Source organism: Fictibacillus marinisediminis (assembly GCF_023149135.1).
GTDB classification, from domain to species: Bacteria; Bacillota; Bacilli; order Bacillales; family Fictibacillaceae; genus Fictibacillus_C; species Fictibacillus_C marinisediminis.
This window is the reverse complement of the sequence record NZ_JAIWJX010000002.1, coordinates 3,207,246-3,223,684: the sequence shown is the minus strand read 5'-3', so window position 1 is coordinate 3,223,684 and position 16,439 is coordinate 3,207,246. Positions and strand designations below refer to the sequence as shown.

Annotated in this window: 23 protein-coding genes; 14 read left to right on the top strand and 9 right to left on the bottom strand. The window is 42.7% G+C overall.

The features are described 5' to 3' along the window. Positions 1 to 69 precede the first annotated feature (69 nt). The 4 genes from LCY76_RS17205 to LCY76_RS17190 all read left to right on the top strand — a co-directional run bounded on the left by LCY76_RS17205 (position 70) and on the right by LCY76_RS17190 (position 1,406). Positions 70 to 252, top strand: a complete 183-nt coding sequence (locus LCY76_RS17205) for an aspartyl-phosphate phosphatase Spo0E family protein (RefSeq protein WP_248254711.1) — start codon at positions 70 to 72, stop codon at positions 250 to 252. A gap of 83 nt (positions 253 to 335) precedes the next feature. Beyond that, positions 336 to 692, top strand: coding sequence for a HesB/IscA family protein (locus LCY76_RS17200; protein ID WP_062233218.1), 357 nt, complete (start codon positions 336 to 338; stop codon positions 690 to 692). A gap of 279 nt (positions 693 to 971) precedes the next feature. Then, positions 972 to 1,139 (top strand): hypothetical protein, encoded by a 168-nt coding sequence (locus LCY76_RS17195; protein WP_248253637.1) that lies wholly within the window; start codon positions 972 to 974, stop codon positions 1,137 to 1,139. Continuing rightward, positions 1,140 to 1,406 carry a hypothetical protein gene (locus LCY76_RS17190; RefSeq protein WP_248253636.1) on the top strand — a complete coding sequence of 89 codons (267 nt, stop codon included), beginning with the start codon at positions 1,140 to 1,142 and terminating at the stop codon, positions 1,404 to 1,406. Here the strand turns inward: LCY76_RS17190 and LCY76_RS17185 are convergent. Both LCY76_RS17185 and LCY76_RS17180 read right to left on the bottom strand, forming a co-directional pair. After that, positions 1,403 to 1,564 carry a hypothetical protein gene (locus LCY76_RS17185; protein ID WP_156316331.1) on the bottom strand — a complete coding sequence of 54 codons (162 nt, stop codon included), beginning with the start codon at positions 1,562 to 1,564 and terminating at the stop codon, positions 1,403 to 1,405. The two genes, LCY76_RS17190 and LCY76_RS17185, sit on opposite strands and share 4 nt — an antisense overlap. 431 nt (positions 1,565 to 1,995) lie before the next feature. After that, positions 1,996 to 2,976, bottom strand: a complete 981-nt coding sequence (locus LCY76_RS17180; RefSeq protein ID WP_248253635.1) for an NAD(P)/FAD-dependent oxidoreductase — start codon at positions 2,974 to 2,976, stop codon at positions 1,996 to 1,998. Between the two features lie 352 nt (positions 2,977 to 3,328). Between LCY76_RS17180 and LCY76_RS17175 the strand changes: the two genes are divergently transcribed. The 5 genes from LCY76_RS17175 to LCY76_RS17155 all read left to right on the top strand — a co-directional run bounded on the left by LCY76_RS17175 (position 3,329) and on the right by LCY76_RS17155 (position 6,728). Further along, on the top strand, positions 3,329 to 4,531 hold the full coding sequence (locus tag LCY76_RS17175; protein ID WP_248253634.1) for an NAD(P)/FAD-dependent oxidoreductase: 1,203 nt from the start codon (positions 3,329 to 3,331) through the stop codon (positions 4,529 to 4,531). Between the two features lie 202 nt (positions 4,532 to 4,733). After that, on the top strand, positions 4,734 to 5,216 hold the full coding sequence (locus LCY76_RS17170) for an NUDIX domain-containing protein (protein WP_248253633.1): 483 nt from the start codon (positions 4,734 to 4,736) through the stop codon (positions 5,214 to 5,216). A 142-nt stretch (positions 5,217 to 5,358) separates the two neighbouring features. After that, positions 5,359 to 5,490 (top strand): YuiA family protein, encoded by a 132-nt coding sequence (locus LCY76_RS17165; protein WP_175501778.1) that lies wholly within the window; start codon positions 5,359 to 5,361, stop codon positions 5,488 to 5,490. A 102-nt stretch (positions 5,491 to 5,592) separates the two neighbouring features. After that, positions 5,593 to 5,910, top strand: a complete 318-nt coding sequence (locus LCY76_RS17160) for a YuiB family protein (RefSeq protein WP_248253632.1) — start codon at positions 5,593 to 5,595, stop codon at positions 5,908 to 5,910. Positions 5,911 to 6,062: 152 nt separating this feature from the next. Further along, entirely contained in the window at positions 6,063 to 6,728 is a 666-nt protein-coding gene (locus tag LCY76_RS17155) for a 3D domain-containing protein (RefSeq protein ID WP_248254710.1), read from the top strand. 47 nt (positions 6,729 to 6,775) lie between these two features. Here the strand turns inward: LCY76_RS17155 and LCY76_RS17150 are convergent, their stop codons facing one another. Together LCY76_RS17150 and LCY76_RS17145 are read right to left on the bottom strand one after the other, a co-directional pair. Continuing rightward, complete coding sequence (locus LCY76_RS17150; RefSeq protein WP_248253631.1) at positions 6,776 to 7,564, bottom strand: cobalamin-binding protein; 789 nt, start codon at positions 7,562 to 7,564, stop codon at positions 6,776 to 6,778. Positions 7,565 to 7,577: 13 nt separating this feature from the next. Continuing rightward, positions 7,578 to 8,060: a divergent PAP2 family protein gene (locus LCY76_RS17145; RefSeq protein WP_053357326.1), complete on the bottom strand. Its 483-nt coding sequence runs from the start codon at positions 8,058 to 8,060 to the stop codon at positions 7,578 to 7,580. A 175-nt stretch (positions 8,061 to 8,235) separates the two neighbouring features. On the opposite strand from LCY76_RS17145, the gene LCY76_RS17140 reads away from it, so the two are divergent. The 3 genes from LCY76_RS17140 (at position 8,236) to LCY76_RS17130 (ending at position 11,235) form a co-directional block, all read left to right on the top strand. Then, positions 8,236 to 8,622 carry a DUF309 domain-containing protein gene (locus tag LCY76_RS17140; protein WP_248253630.1) on the top strand — a complete coding sequence of 129 codons (387 nt, stop codon included), beginning with the start codon at positions 8,236 to 8,238 and terminating at the stop codon, positions 8,620 to 8,622. 36 nt (positions 8,623 to 8,658) lie between these two features. Next, positions 8,659 to 10,146: a leucyl aminopeptidase gene (locus LCY76_RS17135; RefSeq protein ID WP_248253629.1), complete on the top strand. Its 1,488-nt coding sequence runs from the start codon at positions 8,659 to 8,661 to the stop codon at positions 10,144 to 10,146. A gap of 150 nt (positions 10,147 to 10,296) precedes the next feature. Next, entirely contained in the window at positions 10,297 to 11,235 is a 939-nt protein-coding gene (locus LCY76_RS17130; protein WP_248253628.1) for a cation diffusion facilitator family transporter, read from the top strand. 333 nt (positions 11,236 to 11,568) lie between these two features. Here LCY76_RS17130 and LCY76_RS17125 read toward each other — a convergent pair whose 3' ends face one another. The 4 genes from LCY76_RS17125 to LCY76_RS17105 form a co-directional block, all read right to left on the bottom strand. After that, positions 11,569 to 11,904, bottom strand: coding sequence for a YrdB family protein (locus tag LCY76_RS17125; RefSeq protein ID WP_248253627.1), 336 nt, complete (start codon positions 11,902 to 11,904; stop codon positions 11,569 to 11,571). A gap of 17 nt (positions 11,905 to 11,921) precedes the next feature. Further along, on the bottom strand, positions 11,922 to 12,593 hold the full coding sequence (locus LCY76_RS17120) for an MBL fold metallo-hydrolase (protein ID WP_248253626.1): 672 nt from the start codon (positions 12,591 to 12,593) through the stop codon (positions 11,922 to 11,924). Beyond that, on the bottom strand, positions 12,583 to 13,227 hold the full coding sequence (locus LCY76_RS23905) for a TetR/AcrR family transcriptional regulator (protein WP_272885632.1): 645 nt from the start codon (positions 13,225 to 13,227) through the stop codon (positions 12,583 to 12,585). The genes LCY76_RS17120 and LCY76_RS23905 overlap by 11 nt, the downstream gene beginning before the upstream one ends. 164 nt (positions 13,228 to 13,391) lie before the next feature. Then, positions 13,392 to 13,985 carry a biotin transporter BioY gene (locus LCY76_RS17105; RefSeq protein WP_248253625.1) on the bottom strand — a complete coding sequence of 198 codons (594 nt, stop codon included), beginning with the start codon at positions 13,983 to 13,985 and terminating at the stop codon, positions 13,392 to 13,394. Positions 13,986 to 14,099: 114 nt separating this feature from the next. Between LCY76_RS17105 and LCY76_RS17100 the strand changes: the two genes are divergently transcribed. Both LCY76_RS17100 and LCY76_RS17095 read left to right on the top strand, forming a co-directional pair. After that, positions 14,100 to 14,696: a sulfite oxidase-like oxidoreductase gene (locus tag LCY76_RS17100; protein ID WP_248253624.1), complete on the top strand. Its 597-nt coding sequence runs from the start codon at positions 14,100 to 14,102 to the stop codon at positions 14,694 to 14,696. A gap of 140 nt (positions 14,697 to 14,836) precedes the next feature. Continuing rightward, positions 14,837 to 15,010 (top strand): aspartyl-phosphate phosphatase Spo0E family protein, encoded by a 174-nt coding sequence (locus tag LCY76_RS17095; RefSeq protein WP_248253623.1) that lies wholly within the window; start codon positions 14,837 to 14,839, stop codon positions 15,008 to 15,010. Between the two features lie 26 nt (positions 15,011 to 15,036). On the opposite strand, the gene LCY76_RS17090 is transcribed toward LCY76_RS17095, so the two are convergent. Further along, positions 15,037 to 16,374 carry a serine hydrolase domain-containing protein gene (locus tag LCY76_RS17090; protein WP_248253622.1) on the bottom strand — a complete coding sequence of 446 codons (1,338 nt, stop codon included), beginning with the start codon at positions 16,372 to 16,374 and terminating at the stop codon, positions 15,037 to 15,039. Positions 16,375 to 16,439 lie beyond the last annotated feature (65 nt).

Sequence of the window (16,439 nt, the reverse complement as noted above, 5' to 3'; positions counted from 1 at the left end):
TGTAAAAAAATTGAAGATGAAGTAGAATAATGGAACCACCAGGTATTGAACCAGGGAGTGTTGCACGTGATGAATGTAGCTGATTGCGAACGGCTAATCCAATATAATGAGCAGATAGAAGTGCTCCGCCAAAAGATGATTAAAACGGCTGATCTATTTGGTCTGAATCATCCCCATGTATTGAGCTATAGCCGTAAAATTGATGAAACCCATAACCTCATATTAAAGATTGAAAGAGAAAATTCATTTTAAGGAGTAAGCCTAAACCTTGAGAGTTTAGGTTTGCACTTGTATAATATAGTTATAAAACCTTCAATGAAGGAGAGTGTACAGAGATGATCGTAAACTTTACAGATGCTGCTGTAGGCAGAATTAAAGAGATGCTTGCAGCTGAAGAGGAATCAGGACTTTTTCTTCGTGTCGGTGTAAAAGGCGGCGGATGCAGCGGCCTCTCATACGGCATGGGCTTTGATAAAGAAACCCAGAGCAATGATCATAAAGAGGAGATTAACGGCCTTAAGATTGTTGTAGATGATGAAAGTGCCAAGATTTTAAATGGTACAACGGTTGATTTTAAGCAGAACATGATGGGCGGAGGATTTACAATCAATAATCCGAACGCTATCGCTTCATGCGGATGCGGTTCTTCATTTAAAACCGCAACCAATACTGGTACCCCTGAAGAGTGCTAATCATACAGAAAAAACCTCCCCGTTAGCCGTTGATGGCTGACTGGGAGGTTTTTTTGTCTTCACTCTTACACTCAACACATATGACGTTTTGCTGTGTATGAGTTCCAGCGCTTGTACCCACAGGGCATAAGTGTGACATTGGCTCATAAAAACATGAGCCGTGTCTTCGTTATCGGACTTTAGCAGGGCACTTTCGCTTTTCTGTGTGCAATTTTACCGGCAGCAAAGAATATGTTTATACCACTTGAAAAAAATCAACCAGTAAAGGGAGAGAAAAAAGTGGAGATGATGAACCTTCATTTACGATTCATGGGAAACAAATTGTCGTGGCTGCTGGCGTGCTTTTCGGTTCTGTTCGTTATGGCAGCGGGTCATACAATGGGGGGATGGCTCGGAATCTTGCTGATCAATATTCTGTGGGTGCTGCTTTACTGCAGTGTGTCATAAATGAAGTATGTAATCGAAATACGCAGGCAATCCAAAGGGAGGCCAGGTCTTACGGTAGAGATTGAGTTCAATACAAAGGAAGAAGCGGAAGCCTATCTGCAAAAGACATATGAAGATTACGTTAAAGGTCAGGAAGCAACAGTGGATTATGAAGCCATAACAATCAATGAAGAACTATTTCAAAAAGAAATAATGATCCGGAAACGAGATGAAAAAGGAAAAAAGGTGTTTAGCTTGCTGCTAACCACCTTCATAAAAGATTTTTAGTTCCCCAAATACAGAAGAAAGAAAAGGCCGATAAGGTCAGATAAGACGGAAAACCCGATATACATCCACTTTTTTCTGCCGGCATTCCGGCTGCTTGCCATCATTAATCCGGTACCGAGTATAAAGAAAACAATTCCTATGATGATGAATGTGTTCATTTGTAATCTCCTTATTTATGTAGAAAAAAAACCCGGTGTGCCGACACCGGGTTATATTTATGGGTTTATGAGCAGCACTTGTCTGCTGATGTCATTGTAGCATACATACCACGGCAAAACCAAGAACCACTTTATTCCAGTGATCCTTCGACTTTTTCCAAGAGCTGCTTGAGCTCAGGGAGGGCTGCCTGAACATTTTCAAGAAACGCCTCATCTGTTATGTGCAGTGATCCGATCTTACGCTGAAGATCCTGCAGCAGTTCAGCAACGTAAAGTTCATCTTCGGTTCATTGGCGATTCATAAACGTTTATTCCTCCTTTTACAATTAGCTCTGTTAGTCAATTTAAAAAGCAGAAGGATATAAGCAAGCTTATTCCCATCTGCTTTTCTGGCGCTTCATTTGTTTCACTAAACAGCCGGCTCTTAGTCATTAAAATAAGCTGGTGCTGTGCTGTGGCTGGGTTTTTGCTTTTGGGTCTATATAAGTTTTCGCATTGTTAATAGCGGTAGGTGCTTCACCAAAGCCTGCAGCGATCAGTTTTACTTTTCCATCATATGAACAGATGTCTCCTGCAGCATAAATTCCTTTGGTGTTCGTCTCCATTCTTGAATTTACGACGATGGAGTTGCGTTGAATCTCAAGTCCCCAATTTTTAATCGGCCCGAGTGAAGAAACGAATCCATAGTTGACGATAACGGCATCGACTTCAACTTTTTCTTCCACCTCTTCGTTTTCCAGAATGACATGGGTTATCTTTTCGCCGTCATTCACGAGTTCTTTGATCTGATATGGAGTTTTGATTTTTACGTTTGAGCTCAGCAGCTGTTCTACACTATGTTCGTGTGCGCGGAACTTGGGACGCCGATGAGTGAGTATAACTTCATCAGCAACAGGCTCAAGCATAAGTGCCCAATCAACCGCAGAGTCACCGCCGCCTGCAACCAAAACTTTTTTACCTGCAAACGCCTGAAGATCATTCACGAAATAATGAAGGTTCTTTCCTTCAAAAGCTTTGGCATCGTCAAGCTCCAGCCGTCTTGGCTGGAAAGCTCCTACACCGGCTGTGATGATGACCGCTTTGGAATAGTGTTTATTTTTATCTGTTGTCAGTTCAAAATGTTCTTCTTTTTTCTCAACGTTTTGAACGGATTCTTCAAGCACAATTTCAGGGTTGAACTGCTCTGCCTGGACTTTTAGGTTATTCACAAGCTCCTGGGCGAGAATCTTTGGAAATCCGGCTACATCATATATGTATTTTTCGGGATATAAGGCAGCGAGCTGCCCTCCGAGCTGTGGCATGCTTTCAATGATCTTTACTTTCATTTGGCGCATTCCCCCATAGAAGGCTGCAAACAATCCTGTTGGACCTCCGCCAATTATCGTAACATCATACAGATTTTCTTCTGTCATACTTCCACCCCCGAGAATATTTTCATTCTTCCCTCCATTATAGTAAGAATAAGAGGGAAAGGAAAGAATAATACCACCAATGTGCCTTCTTTGACGATGGCTGTTCTGTAAGGGGCTGTATTTATACAATAGGTAAGGAGACTGTGTCAACTGATTATGTCTTTTTTTCAAAAAACGGTTGAAATATAAGAAGAAAAGGACTAAGATAAAATAGGAAAAAACATGGGGGAATTGTGACAGTTTTCGTCTTTATTTTTATCCTACTACGTGAAATACGTCACAAACTTTTTGTCTATCATATTTCCTTATTGGTTAGGTCAAACTATAAAAAATCTGAACTGGAAGTGATCATATGAGCAAGCCAAAAATATTAATTATTGGTGGAGGATATGGCGGGATGATGTCAGCTGTCCGCCTGGAAAAAGAGCTTGGTTTAAACAATGCGGATGTTACGCTTGTGAACAAGCACAACTATCACTACCAAACCACATGGCTTCATGAAAATGCGGCAGGTACGCTGCACCACGATAAAACACGCATCATGATTGATGACATTATCGACACGAACAAAATCAACTTTGTACAAGATACAGTCGTTGAGATCAAGAAAGACGAGAAGCGTGTGATTCTTGCAAATGGCGAGCTAACGTACGACTACCTTATCATTGCTCTTGGTTCAGACCCAGAAACATTCGGCATCCAGGGTTTGAAAGAAAATGCGTTCAGCATTCGCAGCATCAACTCTGTTCGTGAAATCCGTGAGCACATCGAATATAACTTTGCTCGTTACAACAACGAAGGACAAAAACAAGAACTAATCAACATCGTTGTCGGCGGTGCTGGATTTACAGGAATCGAGTTTGTCGGTGAACTGGCTGACCGTGTTCCTGAACTTTGCAAAGAATACGATATTCCCCGTGAAAAAGTCCGTATCGTTAATATTGAAGCGGCTCCTAATGTTCTTCCAGGCTTTGACGAAGAGCTCGTTGAGTACGCAATCAATAATCTTGAACGCCGCGGTGTTGAATTCCTTGTAAACACACCGATCAAAGAATGTAACGAAGACGGAGTTCTTCTTGCTTCCGGTGAAGAAATTAAAGCAGCTACTGTTGTATGGACTGGCGGAGTACGCGGTAACCACTTAGTAGAAGAAGCTGGCTTTGAAACAATGCGCGGACGTGTAAAAGTAGAGAAAGACCTTCGCATGCCAGGATATGACTATATCTTTGTAGCTGGAGACTGTGCTCTTATTATTAATGAAGAAATTAACCGTCCTTACCCTCCAACAGCTCAAATCGCTATTCAGCAGGCTTATACAATCGGCCGTAACCTGAAAACGCTCATTAATGGCGGAGGACAGATGGAAGAGTTCAAACCGGATATTAAAGGTACTGTAGCTTCTCTTGGTAAAGGTGAAGCAATCGGTGTCGTTGGAAACAAAAAACTATTTGGTTCAACAGCATCTGCGATGAAAAAAGTCATCGATAACCGTTACCTTTTCTTGCTTGGCGGAGTACCAATGGTCATCAAAAAAGGAAAGCTTAAATTATTTTAATAAATGACACCATGATATGATGAGAGCAGAAGTCCTTCGGGGCGTCTGCTCTTTTTTTTGGTTTGGAATAGTGATTGAATCGCCAGCTATCACACCCCTTCTTAAGAGTGGAAAATACTAAAGTGACTCTTTCAAGCATCAGTATGCGATGCATGATAGGAATGTAAATCAACCATATAAGCTTTTTTAAAGGAGGTATTTTATGAGTACGAATAAAAAGAGAGGAAGTGTCTGGCTGGCAGCGGCAGGGATGGTCATCCATGACGGCAAATGCCTCGTTGTAAAAAAGAAGTATGGCGGGCTAAAAGGCAAGTGGTCCATTCCTGCAGGGTTTGTGAATCCGGGTGAAACGGTGGATGAGGCGGCTGTTAGAGAAGTGAAAGAAGAAACAGGGATTCAGAGCAGGGCAGTGAACGTGGTCGGTATACGAACCGGTGTCATAAAGAACGAAATCAGTGACAATATGGTCGTTTTTCTGCTGGAGCATATAGGAGGAGAAATCCGTCCTCAGCAAGAAGAGATTGAAGAAGCACGGTTTCTCACTCCGGAGGAATTAAGGGATGATCCGGTTACTTCCATGATGGTCCACCATTTTCTCAATGAGAAAAAAGAAACCGTTAATGAGCATTTAAATCCTGGAGATATTTTCGGCTATACTTCTTATAAAATTTTTGATAATCGTTGAAATTGTATGGAATTTGGACATATTTAATGATAAATTAAAATGTTTACGCTTACATGGGTGATATGGGCGGAAATGCTCACTTTTCAAGTTTTTGGATTCTTGATATATTATCAGAAAATTCAAACAAGGAGAGTGTCATCTTATGAAATCGTCAACAAGAACAAAAGCACAGGAAAAGTGTCAATATTGTGAAGGCAAGGGGTATTTCCAGCTTCTTCTAGGTGGCTCTGAAACTTGTGAAGAGTGCTGTGGAAGCGGAAAAAGAGAGAGATAAAGAAGGAAGGAGCACTGCGATGCGGTGCTCCTTTTTCTTTATCCTTATATTGACTTTAATCCCCTATTTCAGTAAACTAGCTTTGAATATGGGGGTGAAGGAATGTACTTACCGCAATTATTTATTTCCATGCTATTATTTATCGTTCTTTTCTTTGGAATCGGTTTCCTTTTAAACATGCTTCTGCGTTCAACATGGATTATGGCTGTTATTTATCCGGTTGTCGTGATTATGATTATCGATCATGTTAAATTTTTTAAATACTTTTCAAGTCCCGGAAAAAGTTTTGCAGAACTCGGCCAGGACTTTATCCATCTTCAGGCTGTAGACATTTGCATCCTGGTTAGCGGAATGATCGGAGCGATTTTTGCCGGTATGGCCATCAAGATGCTGCGCGTCAGAGGCTATCAAATGTTCTAGAATCTTCTATGATTAAAGGAAGATTCTTTTTTTTATGCTCGTTGCCGGGCTGAAGCCCCTTCTGCGGTATAAAACTCACTTCTCTTGGAAAATACTACGTTTTAGAGAGGAGTGAAAGTTTGCGTTTTATACCTACTGCCATAAAACGGCTTATGATGACAGCTATGTTTATCCTTGCTCTGCTTACGACCTTGCACTCAATCTCAGGTGTTGAGGCTAAGGATGTATCCGATTGGGCATCTTCCGAACAGAAAGTTAAGCAGGATGGATTGTTGCGTTCATTGAACATTGAATTGGCAAAGTATATTGCCGGAGCCCTTGAGAATGTTCCATCATTCTGGGATAGGGAGTTTACTGTAACAACAGAGCCGGAAGCAGAAACCGCAGCATCCCCATTTGATCATTTTGATGTAACTCCCTACCCCTCAGTAACGGTTACAGCTACAGGCTATACTGCAGGGATAGAGTCCACTGGAAAAAATAAAACTCATCCCGCTTATGGGATCACAAAATCGGGGTTAAAGGTAAAACGTGATCTTTATTCCACGATTGCCGCAGATCCCGCTGTTTTCCCCATCGGCACGATTCTGTTCATTCCCGATTACGGGTTTGGTGTAGTGGCTGATACGGGTTCAGCCATTAAGGGAAAAAGAATAGACCTATACTATGAGACCACGAAAGACGTCTATGAAAAATGGGGCAAAAAGACGTTAAAGGTCTACGTGATTCAAAAAGGATCAGGGAAAGTGACCGAGCAGGAGCTCAAAACGTGGAATGAAAAAAAATCCATGCAGTTCTATCGAAAACAATTGTATTGAAAAAGCTTCGAGCCCGCTGGCTTGAAGCTTTTATATTGTATTATGAATTACTTTGCTGTACGGGCTGGCTGTTTCCACAGCACTTGATGCAGTTTCTTCAAACCGTCAATCAGCCTTGGTGATGGCCGGCAGAATAGATGTTCCTCAAGGATATGTACCTTGTTCTCCTTTACTGCTCTAAGATCGGCCCAGCCAGGGCGTTTCTCCAGAAGCTCCGGTTTTACTTTCTGTTTTCTTACCCCCACCCAAGCGATGCAGATCTCATCAGGATCACGTTTAATTACATCCTCCCAGGTTGTTTGAACACTTGCCAGTTCAACGTCTTCGAACACGTTCTCAGCTCCGGCAAGGTGTGAGATCTGAGTAAGCCAGTTCAGCTTTCCTGGTGTGAAAACGGGCTTGGGCCACCATTCCCAGTACAGCCTTTTTTTCTCCTTTATTCCAGCTGCAAACGCCTGAAATTCATTAATGGTTTCTTTATATTGAGAAACGAGATAGTCGGCACGCTTCTCCACGCCGGTCCTTCTGCCCAAATCTTTTAAATCCCCAGCGATATCCTCAAGCGTATTGGGGTTGTAAACTACATGCGGAAGATTGCGCCGTTTCAGTTCTTCTATATTCTTTTCCATACCTGGAACACTTAAGGAGGCAATCACGAGATCCGGTTTAAGTTCCTCGACCATGTCCATATTTATGGATAGATCAGGGCCGAGCCGAGGCAAGGTACGCACCCGTTCAGGCCAGTCGGAAAAGTCATCAACCCCCACCAGCTGTTCAGTTAACCCAAGATAATCAACAAGCTCTGTATTGCTCGGACAAATAGATATCAATCTCATGAATCGTCACCCCTTAAAGAACGAAGAAAAGCCAGTATACAATCAGTGTTTGGATAATTCCGAGCAGTGCGCCATAGAATACCTCATCCGGCTGGTGTCCCAGAAGCTCCTTTAATTGTTTGTGCTTTTCTTTCACGTCAGTTTTTTTCATTGCTTGGCTGACTTCCACATGTTCCCGGAAATCAGTTACTAACTTATTCAATACGGCAGCCTGTTCTCCTGCATGCCATCGAATTCCTTTCGCATCATACATAACAATAATGGCAAACATAGCAGCAACGGCAAAAATAGAGCTGCCAAGGCCTTCTCTGAGAGCAACTCCTGTTGCAAGCCCTGTAACAGCAGCGGAGTGAGAACTAGGCATGCCTCCTGTACTGATAAACAAATCCCATCTCACTTGTTTTGTCTCCAGGTAGGTAATCGGTATTTTCAAGAATTGAGCCATTAATATTCCTAATAAGGAAGCAAGTAAAGGAAAATTGAATAATAGGTCCATAGATCGTCTCCTCGCAGCCTTTTTCTACAATGTATCGAGATAAGGTTGTTCTAATGCTTTCATAATACCCTTTTTTTATTGTTTGCAATCTTATTGTTCTGCCATGAATGACGTCATTCGAAGGGAGAGAATGTACCTTCTGTTATCATAATAGGGAAGGGATGGCGGAGAACAGATGGATTATCCGATGGAATACTATGAGTTTTTCATTTCGTTCAATGAGGGAGATTATTATATGTGCCATGATCTGCTGGAGGAAATGTGGATGACGGATAAGAGAAATTATTTTCTAAAAGGGCTGCTGCAGATGACGGTAGCGATCTACCATTATGAGTATGGAAATATAAAAGGAGCAAGAGCCATGATGCAGGCCGCCCACAACTACCTCCAAGAGTATCGGCCTTTTTATTGGGGAATAGATCTTGAAGAAGTGTATCGTTTTATTGAAGCCTGTTTGAAAAGAATACCTCATGAGATGGACAGTGTCGCTTTTGAGGATGCGGATAAACTGCCGGCTTTTCCAGAATTGATCCTGCTACTAAATGACCTTGAGGAAGAATAAACTGACATTAACATACCGTGCAAAAGGAGGATGTGCATGTTCACCGTAAAGGCAAATTGGAATAAAGACAATGCGGAAGATGCGTTGTTGATCGGCATCTGGTCCGATCACAAAAAACTGGATGGAATTGCTGCCTTACTTGATGAGGCCTTTAATGGCCATATCACCGAGCTTTTGCGGGAAGGAGATGTTTCCGCGATTGCAAAATCAGTCACAAAGCTCCATACGTTTGGCATCGTGGGTGCCAAACGGCTGTATTTTATCGGATTAGGAAGGAGGTCGGAAGCAAATTATGAGAGCATAAGAGAGGCGTTCGGTAAAGCGGTTCAGATGCTGAAGCGGGAAAAGCGGGAAAAAGCCGCCATCGTTCTGGAAACCTTTGAAAGCGGCAAACTGTCTTCTGAGAAACTTGCCCACGCCTTTGCAGAAGCAGTCGTGGCGGGCAGCTATGCCTTTGAAAACTATAAGGAACGTTCCAATGAAAGAGATAAAAAGCTGAAAGAGATTACGGTATACAGTTCGGACAGCCAGACAGGTACAGGGCTTTCGACAGGCCATGCTTTTGGTGCAGGAATCAATACAGCACGCAATCTTGTGAACACTCCCGGCAACCTATTGACTCCGAAAGACCTCGCCCGGGCAGCGATGGAGATTGCCATCAAATACGGGATGGAATATGAGATTCTGGAGAGGGAGGATATGGAACGGCTAGGCATGGGAGCGATCCTTGCCGTGTCACAAGGTTCCGATGAGCCCCCCAAAATGATCACAGTGAAATACAAAGGAAGGGACACGTGGGATCATGTTCTTGCCCTTGTAGGCAAGGGTCTGACGTTTGATTCAGGCGGCTATTCCATCAAGCCGGGTGCCAACATGCATGAAATGAAAAGTGATATGGGAGGAAGCGGATCTGTGCTTGGCGCGATGGAAGCAGTGGGCCGGCTGAAACCCAAGACCAACATCCTTTTTGTTATTCCGTCCAGTGAAAACCTGATTAACGGAAAGGCGATGAAGCCTGGAGATGTTTTTACTTCACTCAGCGGGAAAACGATTGAAGTCCGTAATACTGATGCAGAAGGAAGACTGATTCTTGCGGATGCCATCACCTATGCAAAAGAAATGGGTGCTGACTATCTGGTGGATGTGGCTACATTAACCGGTGGTGTCGTAGTTGCGTTGGGAGATTGTACAACTGGAGCTCTTACGAACGATGAAGTGTTTTTCAATCAGGTGAGCCAGTCTGCAGGACATGAAGGAGAACTCCTTTGGCTTCTGCCGAGCCATCAGCCCTTTAAGGATATGCTGAGGTCGAGTGATGTAGCCGATCTGAATAACTCCACAGGACGTTTAGGCCACGCGATTACCGGTGGGCTGTTTGTCGGGGAATTCGCTGGGAAGACCCCTTGGGTCCATCTGGACATTGCGGGTACAGCATATTCCTCCAAGCCATCGAACCTCGGTCCAAAAGGAGCTACCGGGGTCATGGTACGGACATTGGCCAGGCTGGCGATGAATTTCAAATAATACAGCAAGAAAAAGCATGGCACCTGTCATGCTTTTTTTACATACTCTGAAAAGAAAAAGAGGATTGCAGAATTCCAGGAGTTGTAATATAATATAATTATTATTACTTTATAATCATTTTAAAATACATAAAGGAAAGGGGATTGTTCAATGGCTGATTACGACTATCACCATCTCCCACATGTAAAAGTGCAGAGTCGGTCAAAGAAGACGTTGTGGATTACCCTCTTGCTGACCCTGTTTTTTACGATCGTTGAAGTAATCGGCGGGCTGATCTCCAACTCACTTGCACTATTATCGGATTCTGCCCACATGGTTTCTGATGTGCTGGCACTCAGTTTAAGCATGCTGGCGATTTACCTCGCTACCCGGCAGCCGAATGCCAGATTCACTTTTGGTTTTTTGCGTTTTGAAATCATCGCTTCCTTTCTGAATGGGCTTGCCCTGGCCATCATTGCCATTGGTATTTTTATTGAAGGCATCAAGCGTTTTATCAAGCCGGAAACAATCGACTTTAAATTGATGCTGATCATCGCAGTAATCGGCTTCACCGTGAACCTTGTGCTGACCATTGTCCTAAGCCGAAGCATGAAGGAGGAGGAAAACTTAAATGTAAAAAGTGCTCTCTGGCATTTTATCGGAGATTTGCTGAGCTCTATCGGGGTTATTATCTCTGCTGTTCTCATTAAATTTACCGATCTATATTTCTTTGATCCTCTGATCAGCTTGATCATCGGCGGAATTATCTTTACAGGCGGCTACAAGATTATAAAAGAATCCTACATGATCCTTATGGAATCTGTTCCAGAAGGTTTGGATCTGGAAGCGATCCGAGCGGATATTTATCAAGTAGAAGGGGTAGAAGATGTTCATGAGCTGCATCTATGGACAGTGACCAGTGATCACCATTCTCTTACCGCCCATGTTTTCATTAATGAAAACATTCAGCCGTTCTGTGTCATTCTTGCCATTAATGAGATGCTGAAGGACAAATACAAACTCAAACATACAACCGTTCAGATTGAACACGCCACCATCCATCACCATGGAGAGTACGGCAAGCAGTTTTTAGAAACACATAAATCCTAAATTTCTTTTTGAGTTCTTCAAAATGGTGAAGGGCTCTTTTTTTCGGGTGCAAGGAAATGGACACAACTGCTGCATATTGATTAAAATAAGGACAATACTTATGATACAACCGTAAAGGGGTTCTTCTTTATGAGCGAAAAGAAATCATTGGCAGCACGAATTTTTTGGTACATCATTTTAGCGATACCTATTTTAATTATTGTATTTACTATCGTAGCGTTATTAAAAAACGTATTCTAACCTAGCCTAGGTATGTACTGTATCCCGAATGATGGACACTAAAAAACGTTCATTATTCGGGATTTTTTATGAAGAAAATAGGGACTAAAGAATTTATAATCTAAAAAACCGGATGAGCAAAAGATCAATGCTGGCGATCAGGAAAAAAATAAGGGCTGATTTAGAGTGTCCGGAGGTATAAAGCGCAAAGGCACCAGCAGCAAAAACAGTGAGCTGAAGCAGGGTACGCAAAGAAATAGGGATCGGAATAGATGCTTTTGGAGAAAGAAGCATTCCCCAAAAGATTGCAACCAGAAGCGGAGCAACTAGGCAGAGAACATATTTCGAAAATCCGCTGACCATGTGAAATCCCCAGTATCCAAAGGCTCCCAATACAAAGAGCTCTGATAAAAAAAGCACACCTAATAGAAAGGGCCCCAATATGGCCATAATGCTTCCCCGCTTTCTTATTGAATTCGTGCCTTTAAACGATAGTCAGCCATCTGTGCTTCGGGATGAAGAACGGTGTCTCCGTGGCAAACCTCAAGACGTTTCGGGTTGAGCTGGCTGACAATGGAGCTGCTCTTGAAGGCTTCTTCCATATCTGCCGTGAACATGGGCATCGGCTTTTTCAGTCTTCCATTCTTGGACGTGAAGAGATCACCAGCGAGAAGTACCTGATCTTCTTCGTGGTAATAAACGGTGTGGCCTGGAGAGTGCCCTGGAGTCAGGTAGGGTCTTAGTCCATGAATGAGTTCCAGTTCACCTTCGTTTCCAGCAGACAAGGGCTGGGTAATGCCCTTTGAGACCGATGCAACAGGCTTCTTTCTGCGGGGATAGGCAAGGTCACCTTCCAGATAAGGAATTTCAAGTGAATGGGCGAATACCGGAATATCATGATCCTTCAGGATGGCTGAAATAGATCCGGTATGATCCGAATGGCCGTGTGTCAGCAATATCCTTTGCAGAGGACCGGCATTCAGCTGATTTATCGTATTCAATATTCCTTTCGCCATCATCGGAATTCCTGCGTCTACAAGAGTGATTCCTTCTTTACCGCGAACAGCCCAAACATGGATCGGTATGATCATCCATGTTTTCAGGCTCCAAATATGAGGGGAAATCTGTTCAACTTTCATGGTTATTCGCTCCTTGTTTTATGATTTCATGAAAACCGAGAAAAAGGGCTTCTACGCTTTGTTCAAAGGTGGGTGAAAGACGCACAAGGAGCTCTTGAAGAGGCTCTTTATGATTGAGGTAGGTACTAATAATGCCGTGCAGGTTGTAGAAAAGTATACGGGCAAAGGCAAGGGATTGTTCATTATCAGAAATACCGAGCACATCTTTCAATACACGCATTAACAGCTGAAAAAGCTCAATCCGGACTTTGTTGATCTGCAGTTTTGGATTTTGTTCATCCACTCTGGAAGAGCCGGCAGTGATAAATGTGGTGTACATACTCTGATGCAGGAGACAAAATTCAATAAAGGTCCGGCAGATGGATTTTAATTTAGCAGAACCTCCCGCATCCTGGCGATGAGAGATATCCTCCAGCTGCAGTTTAAGCTCCTGTAAGAGCGGCATCGCTAAATGGTGGAGCAGCGATTCTTTGTCTTTATAATAGAGGTAGATGGCTGTGTGCGAGCATCCGGCTTCTTTTGCGATCTCTCTTATCGTTACTACTTCGTAGCCACGCTTGCCAAAAAGTTTTCCAGCTGCTTCAAGGATGTTTTTCTTGGTTTCTTCCGAACGCAGTTCTTGCTTGTTTGCCATAAAACATCACTCCTAACCATTGGTTACTAACCACTGGTTATAATATATTCGATTCATCCTATAATTGTCAAAATTTTTTGTTCGATAAAACTTTCTTACTGGATGTTGGGTTAAGCAGCATAAAAAAGAGGTACCACCTGCATTCAGGAGGTACCTCTTTGTATTTAAGCTGCGTTTGAATTCGATGTGCTGCGGCGATTTTTAGCGACTGCCTTATAAATTCGCGGTGAGATTACAGCGGTAACTGCAGTCAGGATCACGTCTTTTGGGAGGAACAGAAGCATTCCTTTCCAAGTGCTAAGATAGGTGACACCTTCAACAGCTGCCCAGTTTGTCAGTGCGGCATAGAGAAAAGTAGTGCCGACAAAATAGTTGACGATCAAACCGGCAAAGGAAGCGAGAAAGAAAACCGGCAGGCTTGGTTTTTTCGCCATCTCAAGAATTTTTCCTGCTACATAAGCGGCAAGAATGAATGATAAAATAAAGCCGAAGGTTGGTTTGAAAATGATGGAAGGCCCCCCGGAGAATCCTGCGAACACAGGAGCACCAGCCAGTCCGACAAGTGTATATACGATCATCGATACAGCGCCGAGACGGCTTCCGAGCAGCAGGCCGGCCAAAATGCAAAAGAAGGTTTGAAGGGTGACAGGCACTTGCCCAAAGACGAGGGCAGGAATCCATGCTGTAATATTACCTCCTACTGCCATCAATGCCGCAAACATGGCGGCCAGAGTTAGATCAATCGCTCTAAACTTCATTAGGTTCACCTCATGTGGTAATTTATCTATATTGATGGTAATTCAGAGGACAGACTATTGTCAACTTAATTTTTAAATAAGGTTTACATATTGATATTATTGGAGGTGCATCACATGTTTTTTGGAAAAATAACGAAGAAAAAGGATAATGAGAGGGTGCCGCCGAATCAGAATGTTACCACCCGCTGGCCTGTTCTTCATTATGGTAATGTTCCTTACTACAAGGATTTAAGTGAATGGGATCTGAAAATCTACGGAATGGTGGAGAACCCGGCAACTTTTACTTACGAGGAGCTTATGGCACTTCCGAAATCATCGCCCACGAATGATATCCATTGTGTCACCGGCTGGTCCAGATTGGATAACGCATGGGAAGGAGTAGCTGTTAAAGAAGTTGTAAAAGACATCGGTATTCATCCCTTGGCCAAGTACGTCCTTCTGCATGCAGAAGAAGGATGGACAACCAATCTTCCTTTGGATGATTTTTTAAAGGAGACCAGCTTGCTGGCTCATACACACAATGGACAATCGTTAACGCCGGAGCATGGGTATCCACTCCGTGCAGTGGTTCCGCATCTCTATTTCTGGAAAAGTGCGAAGTGGCTCCGTGCCATTGAATTTCTGCCGATGGAAACGCCAGGTTTTTGGGAGAAAAATGGCTATCATATGTATGGAGATCCTTGGAAGGAAGAGCGCTTTAGCTGGGACTAAGAAACAATGATCATGTAAGGAAAAAAATCAAAAATATTTATAAAAACCTTAAAAAGTACATGTAAATTTTCCCAGATGGACCGATACTATAGTTAAGGGTAGTTTATACTCTATTCGGTAAGGAAAGGAAAGAAGTGCCCGTGAATTGTAATCTTCAATCCGTCTGCGACCAGATGGAGAAAGTTAAGGAAAAGTTACATCAGTCATGCCGATCGGCAAACAGTTACTCAGACCCTGCCATCGTAAAAATCAGCCAAGAGCTTGATGAACTGATCACTCTTTATCAACGACAATTGAAACCAACCTATAAATAACATAACAAAAGGAAGCAGCTGGTTTGTCAGCTGCTTCTTTCTATTTTTGTATAATGAGTTTGTATTCCGTCCGTGTCCTCGTGGATTACGATGATTTCTTTGTTCTCCTCATTCATTATCACTTTCACTCTTTCAGGTGTGAAGCTGGAGATGAATTCATAATCAGCATCTGTTTTAGATACAAGAAGTAACGGGATTGTATAAGGAACTCCATACCTTTTTGGAATGGTTAGGAGCCATGTCCTTCCATCCTGTTCAAGCGTTAAAGAGACATCATTCGTTTTAGAAGAATACGTTCCTTGTACAGTTGCAGAAATCTCAGTCTCCCTAATTCGTTCTTCGTAAAATACTGGACTTCGTACTTCTTCATGCAGTAATATTTTTGCCAGGTCACGATTGATTTTTGTAACAGGGGTTAAATTAAAATTGCTCATGACGATCACCGTGATCTCTCCATCCAGGCTTTTCAGCATTTCAGCACAATATCCGTTCACATCACCAAAATGACAGGCAGCCGCAGTTTCACCAATATTATCAAAACCCCAGCCATATCCATAATTGCCTTGGCAGGGTGTGAGCATTTTTTTTAGCGACCTTTTATTCAATACCTTTCCGGAAAACAACGCTTCCGTCCACCTAAACAGATCTTCAGTAGTAGAATACATACCATATGCCCCAAGCGGAAAACTCATATCAATATAATCAGGATTCACAAAGTCTTTATTTACCGTATAACCTGCTGCCAAATTTTGAACTATGGTTCTTCCGTCCAATACACCGGTATTCATAAGGCCAAAGGGTTTTAGAAGATTTTCCTGAAGAAAATGGGTATAGGATTGTCCTGAAACCTTTTCTATAATTGCTGTCAGTAAAATGTAATTTGAGTTGCAATAACTGTATTGAGAACCAGGCTCAAATTCAAGAGGTTTGTCTTTGATTCTATGGATCAGTCCAGTAATATCTGCGGGAAGCCTCATCTCTTTTGTCCAATAATTCTGCATGGAGGTAAAATCGGATACTCCAGATGTGTTGGAAAGAAGCTGATGAATGGTCACTTGTTTAGCATAGGTGAGTCCCTCTATAAAAAGTGCTCCGGTATCCTCGAGTTTCATTAAACCTTGCTCCTCAAGCAAAAGGATAGCCGCTGCCGTAAAGTTTTTGGTCAGGGAAGCGATCGGAAAGCGGGTTTGGGGTGAATTTGGTATGTTGAACGTCCGGCTGGCCGAACCATATCCTTCATGAATCAAAATTTCTCCTTTATATGCTGCAAGCACAGAGCCATTAAAATAGCCTAATCGGTCATACGCCGTCATATAATTTTTCAGTCTTGCTTTTAATGTTGTTTTGTTTATAAGTCGGGTCATATCCTATTCCTCCTGTATAAGAACAAAACATTCTGCAAAAAGGGGAGCTTCTCCTTTATTGAACA

Coding starts and splice junctions, on each gene's coding strand:
- LCY76_RS17190 (WP_248253636.1), top strand. CDS start 1,140: ATGAAGTATGTAATCGAAATACGCAGGCAATCCAAAGGGAGGCCAGGT.
- LCY76_RS17185 (WP_156316331.1), bottom strand. CDS start 1,564: ATGAACACATTCATCATCATAGGAATTGTTTTCTTTATACTCGGTACC.
- LCY76_RS17180 (WP_248253635.1), bottom strand. CDS start 2,976: ATGACAGAAGAAAATCTGTATGATGTTACGATAATTGGCGGAGGTCCA.
- LCY76_RS17165 (WP_175501778.1), top strand. CDS start 5,359: ATGAAATCGTCAACAAGAACAAAAGCACAGGAAAAGTGTCAATATTGT.
- LCY76_RS17200 (WP_062233218.1), top strand. CDS start 336: ATGATCGTAAACTTTACAGATGCTGCTGTAGGCAGAATTAAAGAGATG.
- LCY76_RS17205 (WP_248254711.1), top strand. CDS start 70: ATGAATGTAGCTGATTGCGAACGGCTAATCCAATATAATGAGCAGATA.
- LCY76_RS17170 (WP_248253633.1), top strand. CDS start 4,734: ATGAGTACGAATAAAAAGAGAGGAAGTGTCTGGCTGGCAGCGGCAGGG.
- LCY76_RS17155 (WP_248254710.1), top strand. CDS start 6,063: ATGATGACAGCTATGTTTATCCTTGCTCTGCTTACGACCTTGCACTCA.
- LCY76_RS17135 (WP_248253629.1), top strand. CDS start 8,659: ATGTTCACCGTAAAGGCAAATTGGAATAAAGACAATGCGGAAGATGCG.
- LCY76_RS17100 (WP_248253624.1), top strand. CDS start 14,100: ATGTTTTTTGGAAAAATAACGAAGAAAAAGGATAATGAGAGGGTGCCG.
- LCY76_RS23905 (WP_272885632.1), bottom strand. CDS start 13,227: ATGGCAAACAAGCAAGAACTGCGTTCGGAAGAAACCAAGAAAAACATC.
- LCY76_RS17130 (WP_248253628.1), top strand. CDS start 10,297: ATGGCTGATTACGACTATCACCATCTCCCACATGTAAAAGTGCAGAGT.
- LCY76_RS17145 (WP_053357326.1), bottom strand. CDS start 8,060: ATGGACCTATTATTCAATTTTCCTTTACTTGCTTCCTTATTAGGAATA.
- LCY76_RS17090 (WP_248253622.1), bottom strand. CDS start 16,374: ATGACCCGACTTATAAACAAAACAACATTAAAAGCAAGACTGAAAAAT.
- LCY76_RS17140 (WP_248253630.1), top strand. CDS start 8,236: ATGGATTATCCGATGGAATACTATGAGTTTTTCATTTCGTTCAATGAG.
- LCY76_RS17125 (WP_248253627.1), bottom strand. CDS start 11,904: ATGGCCATATTGGGGCCCTTTCTATTAGGTGTGCTTTTTTTATCAGAG.
- LCY76_RS17105 (WP_248253625.1), bottom strand. CDS start 13,985: ATGAAGTTTAGAGCGATTGATCTAACTCTGGCCGCCATGTTTGCGGCA.
- LCY76_RS17175 (WP_248253634.1), top strand. CDS start 3,329: ATGAGCAAGCCAAAAATATTAATTATTGGTGGAGGATATGGCGGGATG.
- LCY76_RS17150 (WP_248253631.1), bottom strand. CDS start 7,564: ATGAGATTGATATCTATTTGTCCGAGCAATACAGAGCTTGTTGATTAT.
- LCY76_RS17160 (WP_248253632.1), top strand. CDS start 5,593: ATGTACTTACCGCAATTATTTATTTCCATGCTATTATTTATCGTTCTT.
- LCY76_RS17120 (WP_248253626.1), bottom strand. CDS start 12,593: ATGAAAGTTGAACAGATTTCCCCTCATATTTGGAGCCTGAAAACATGG.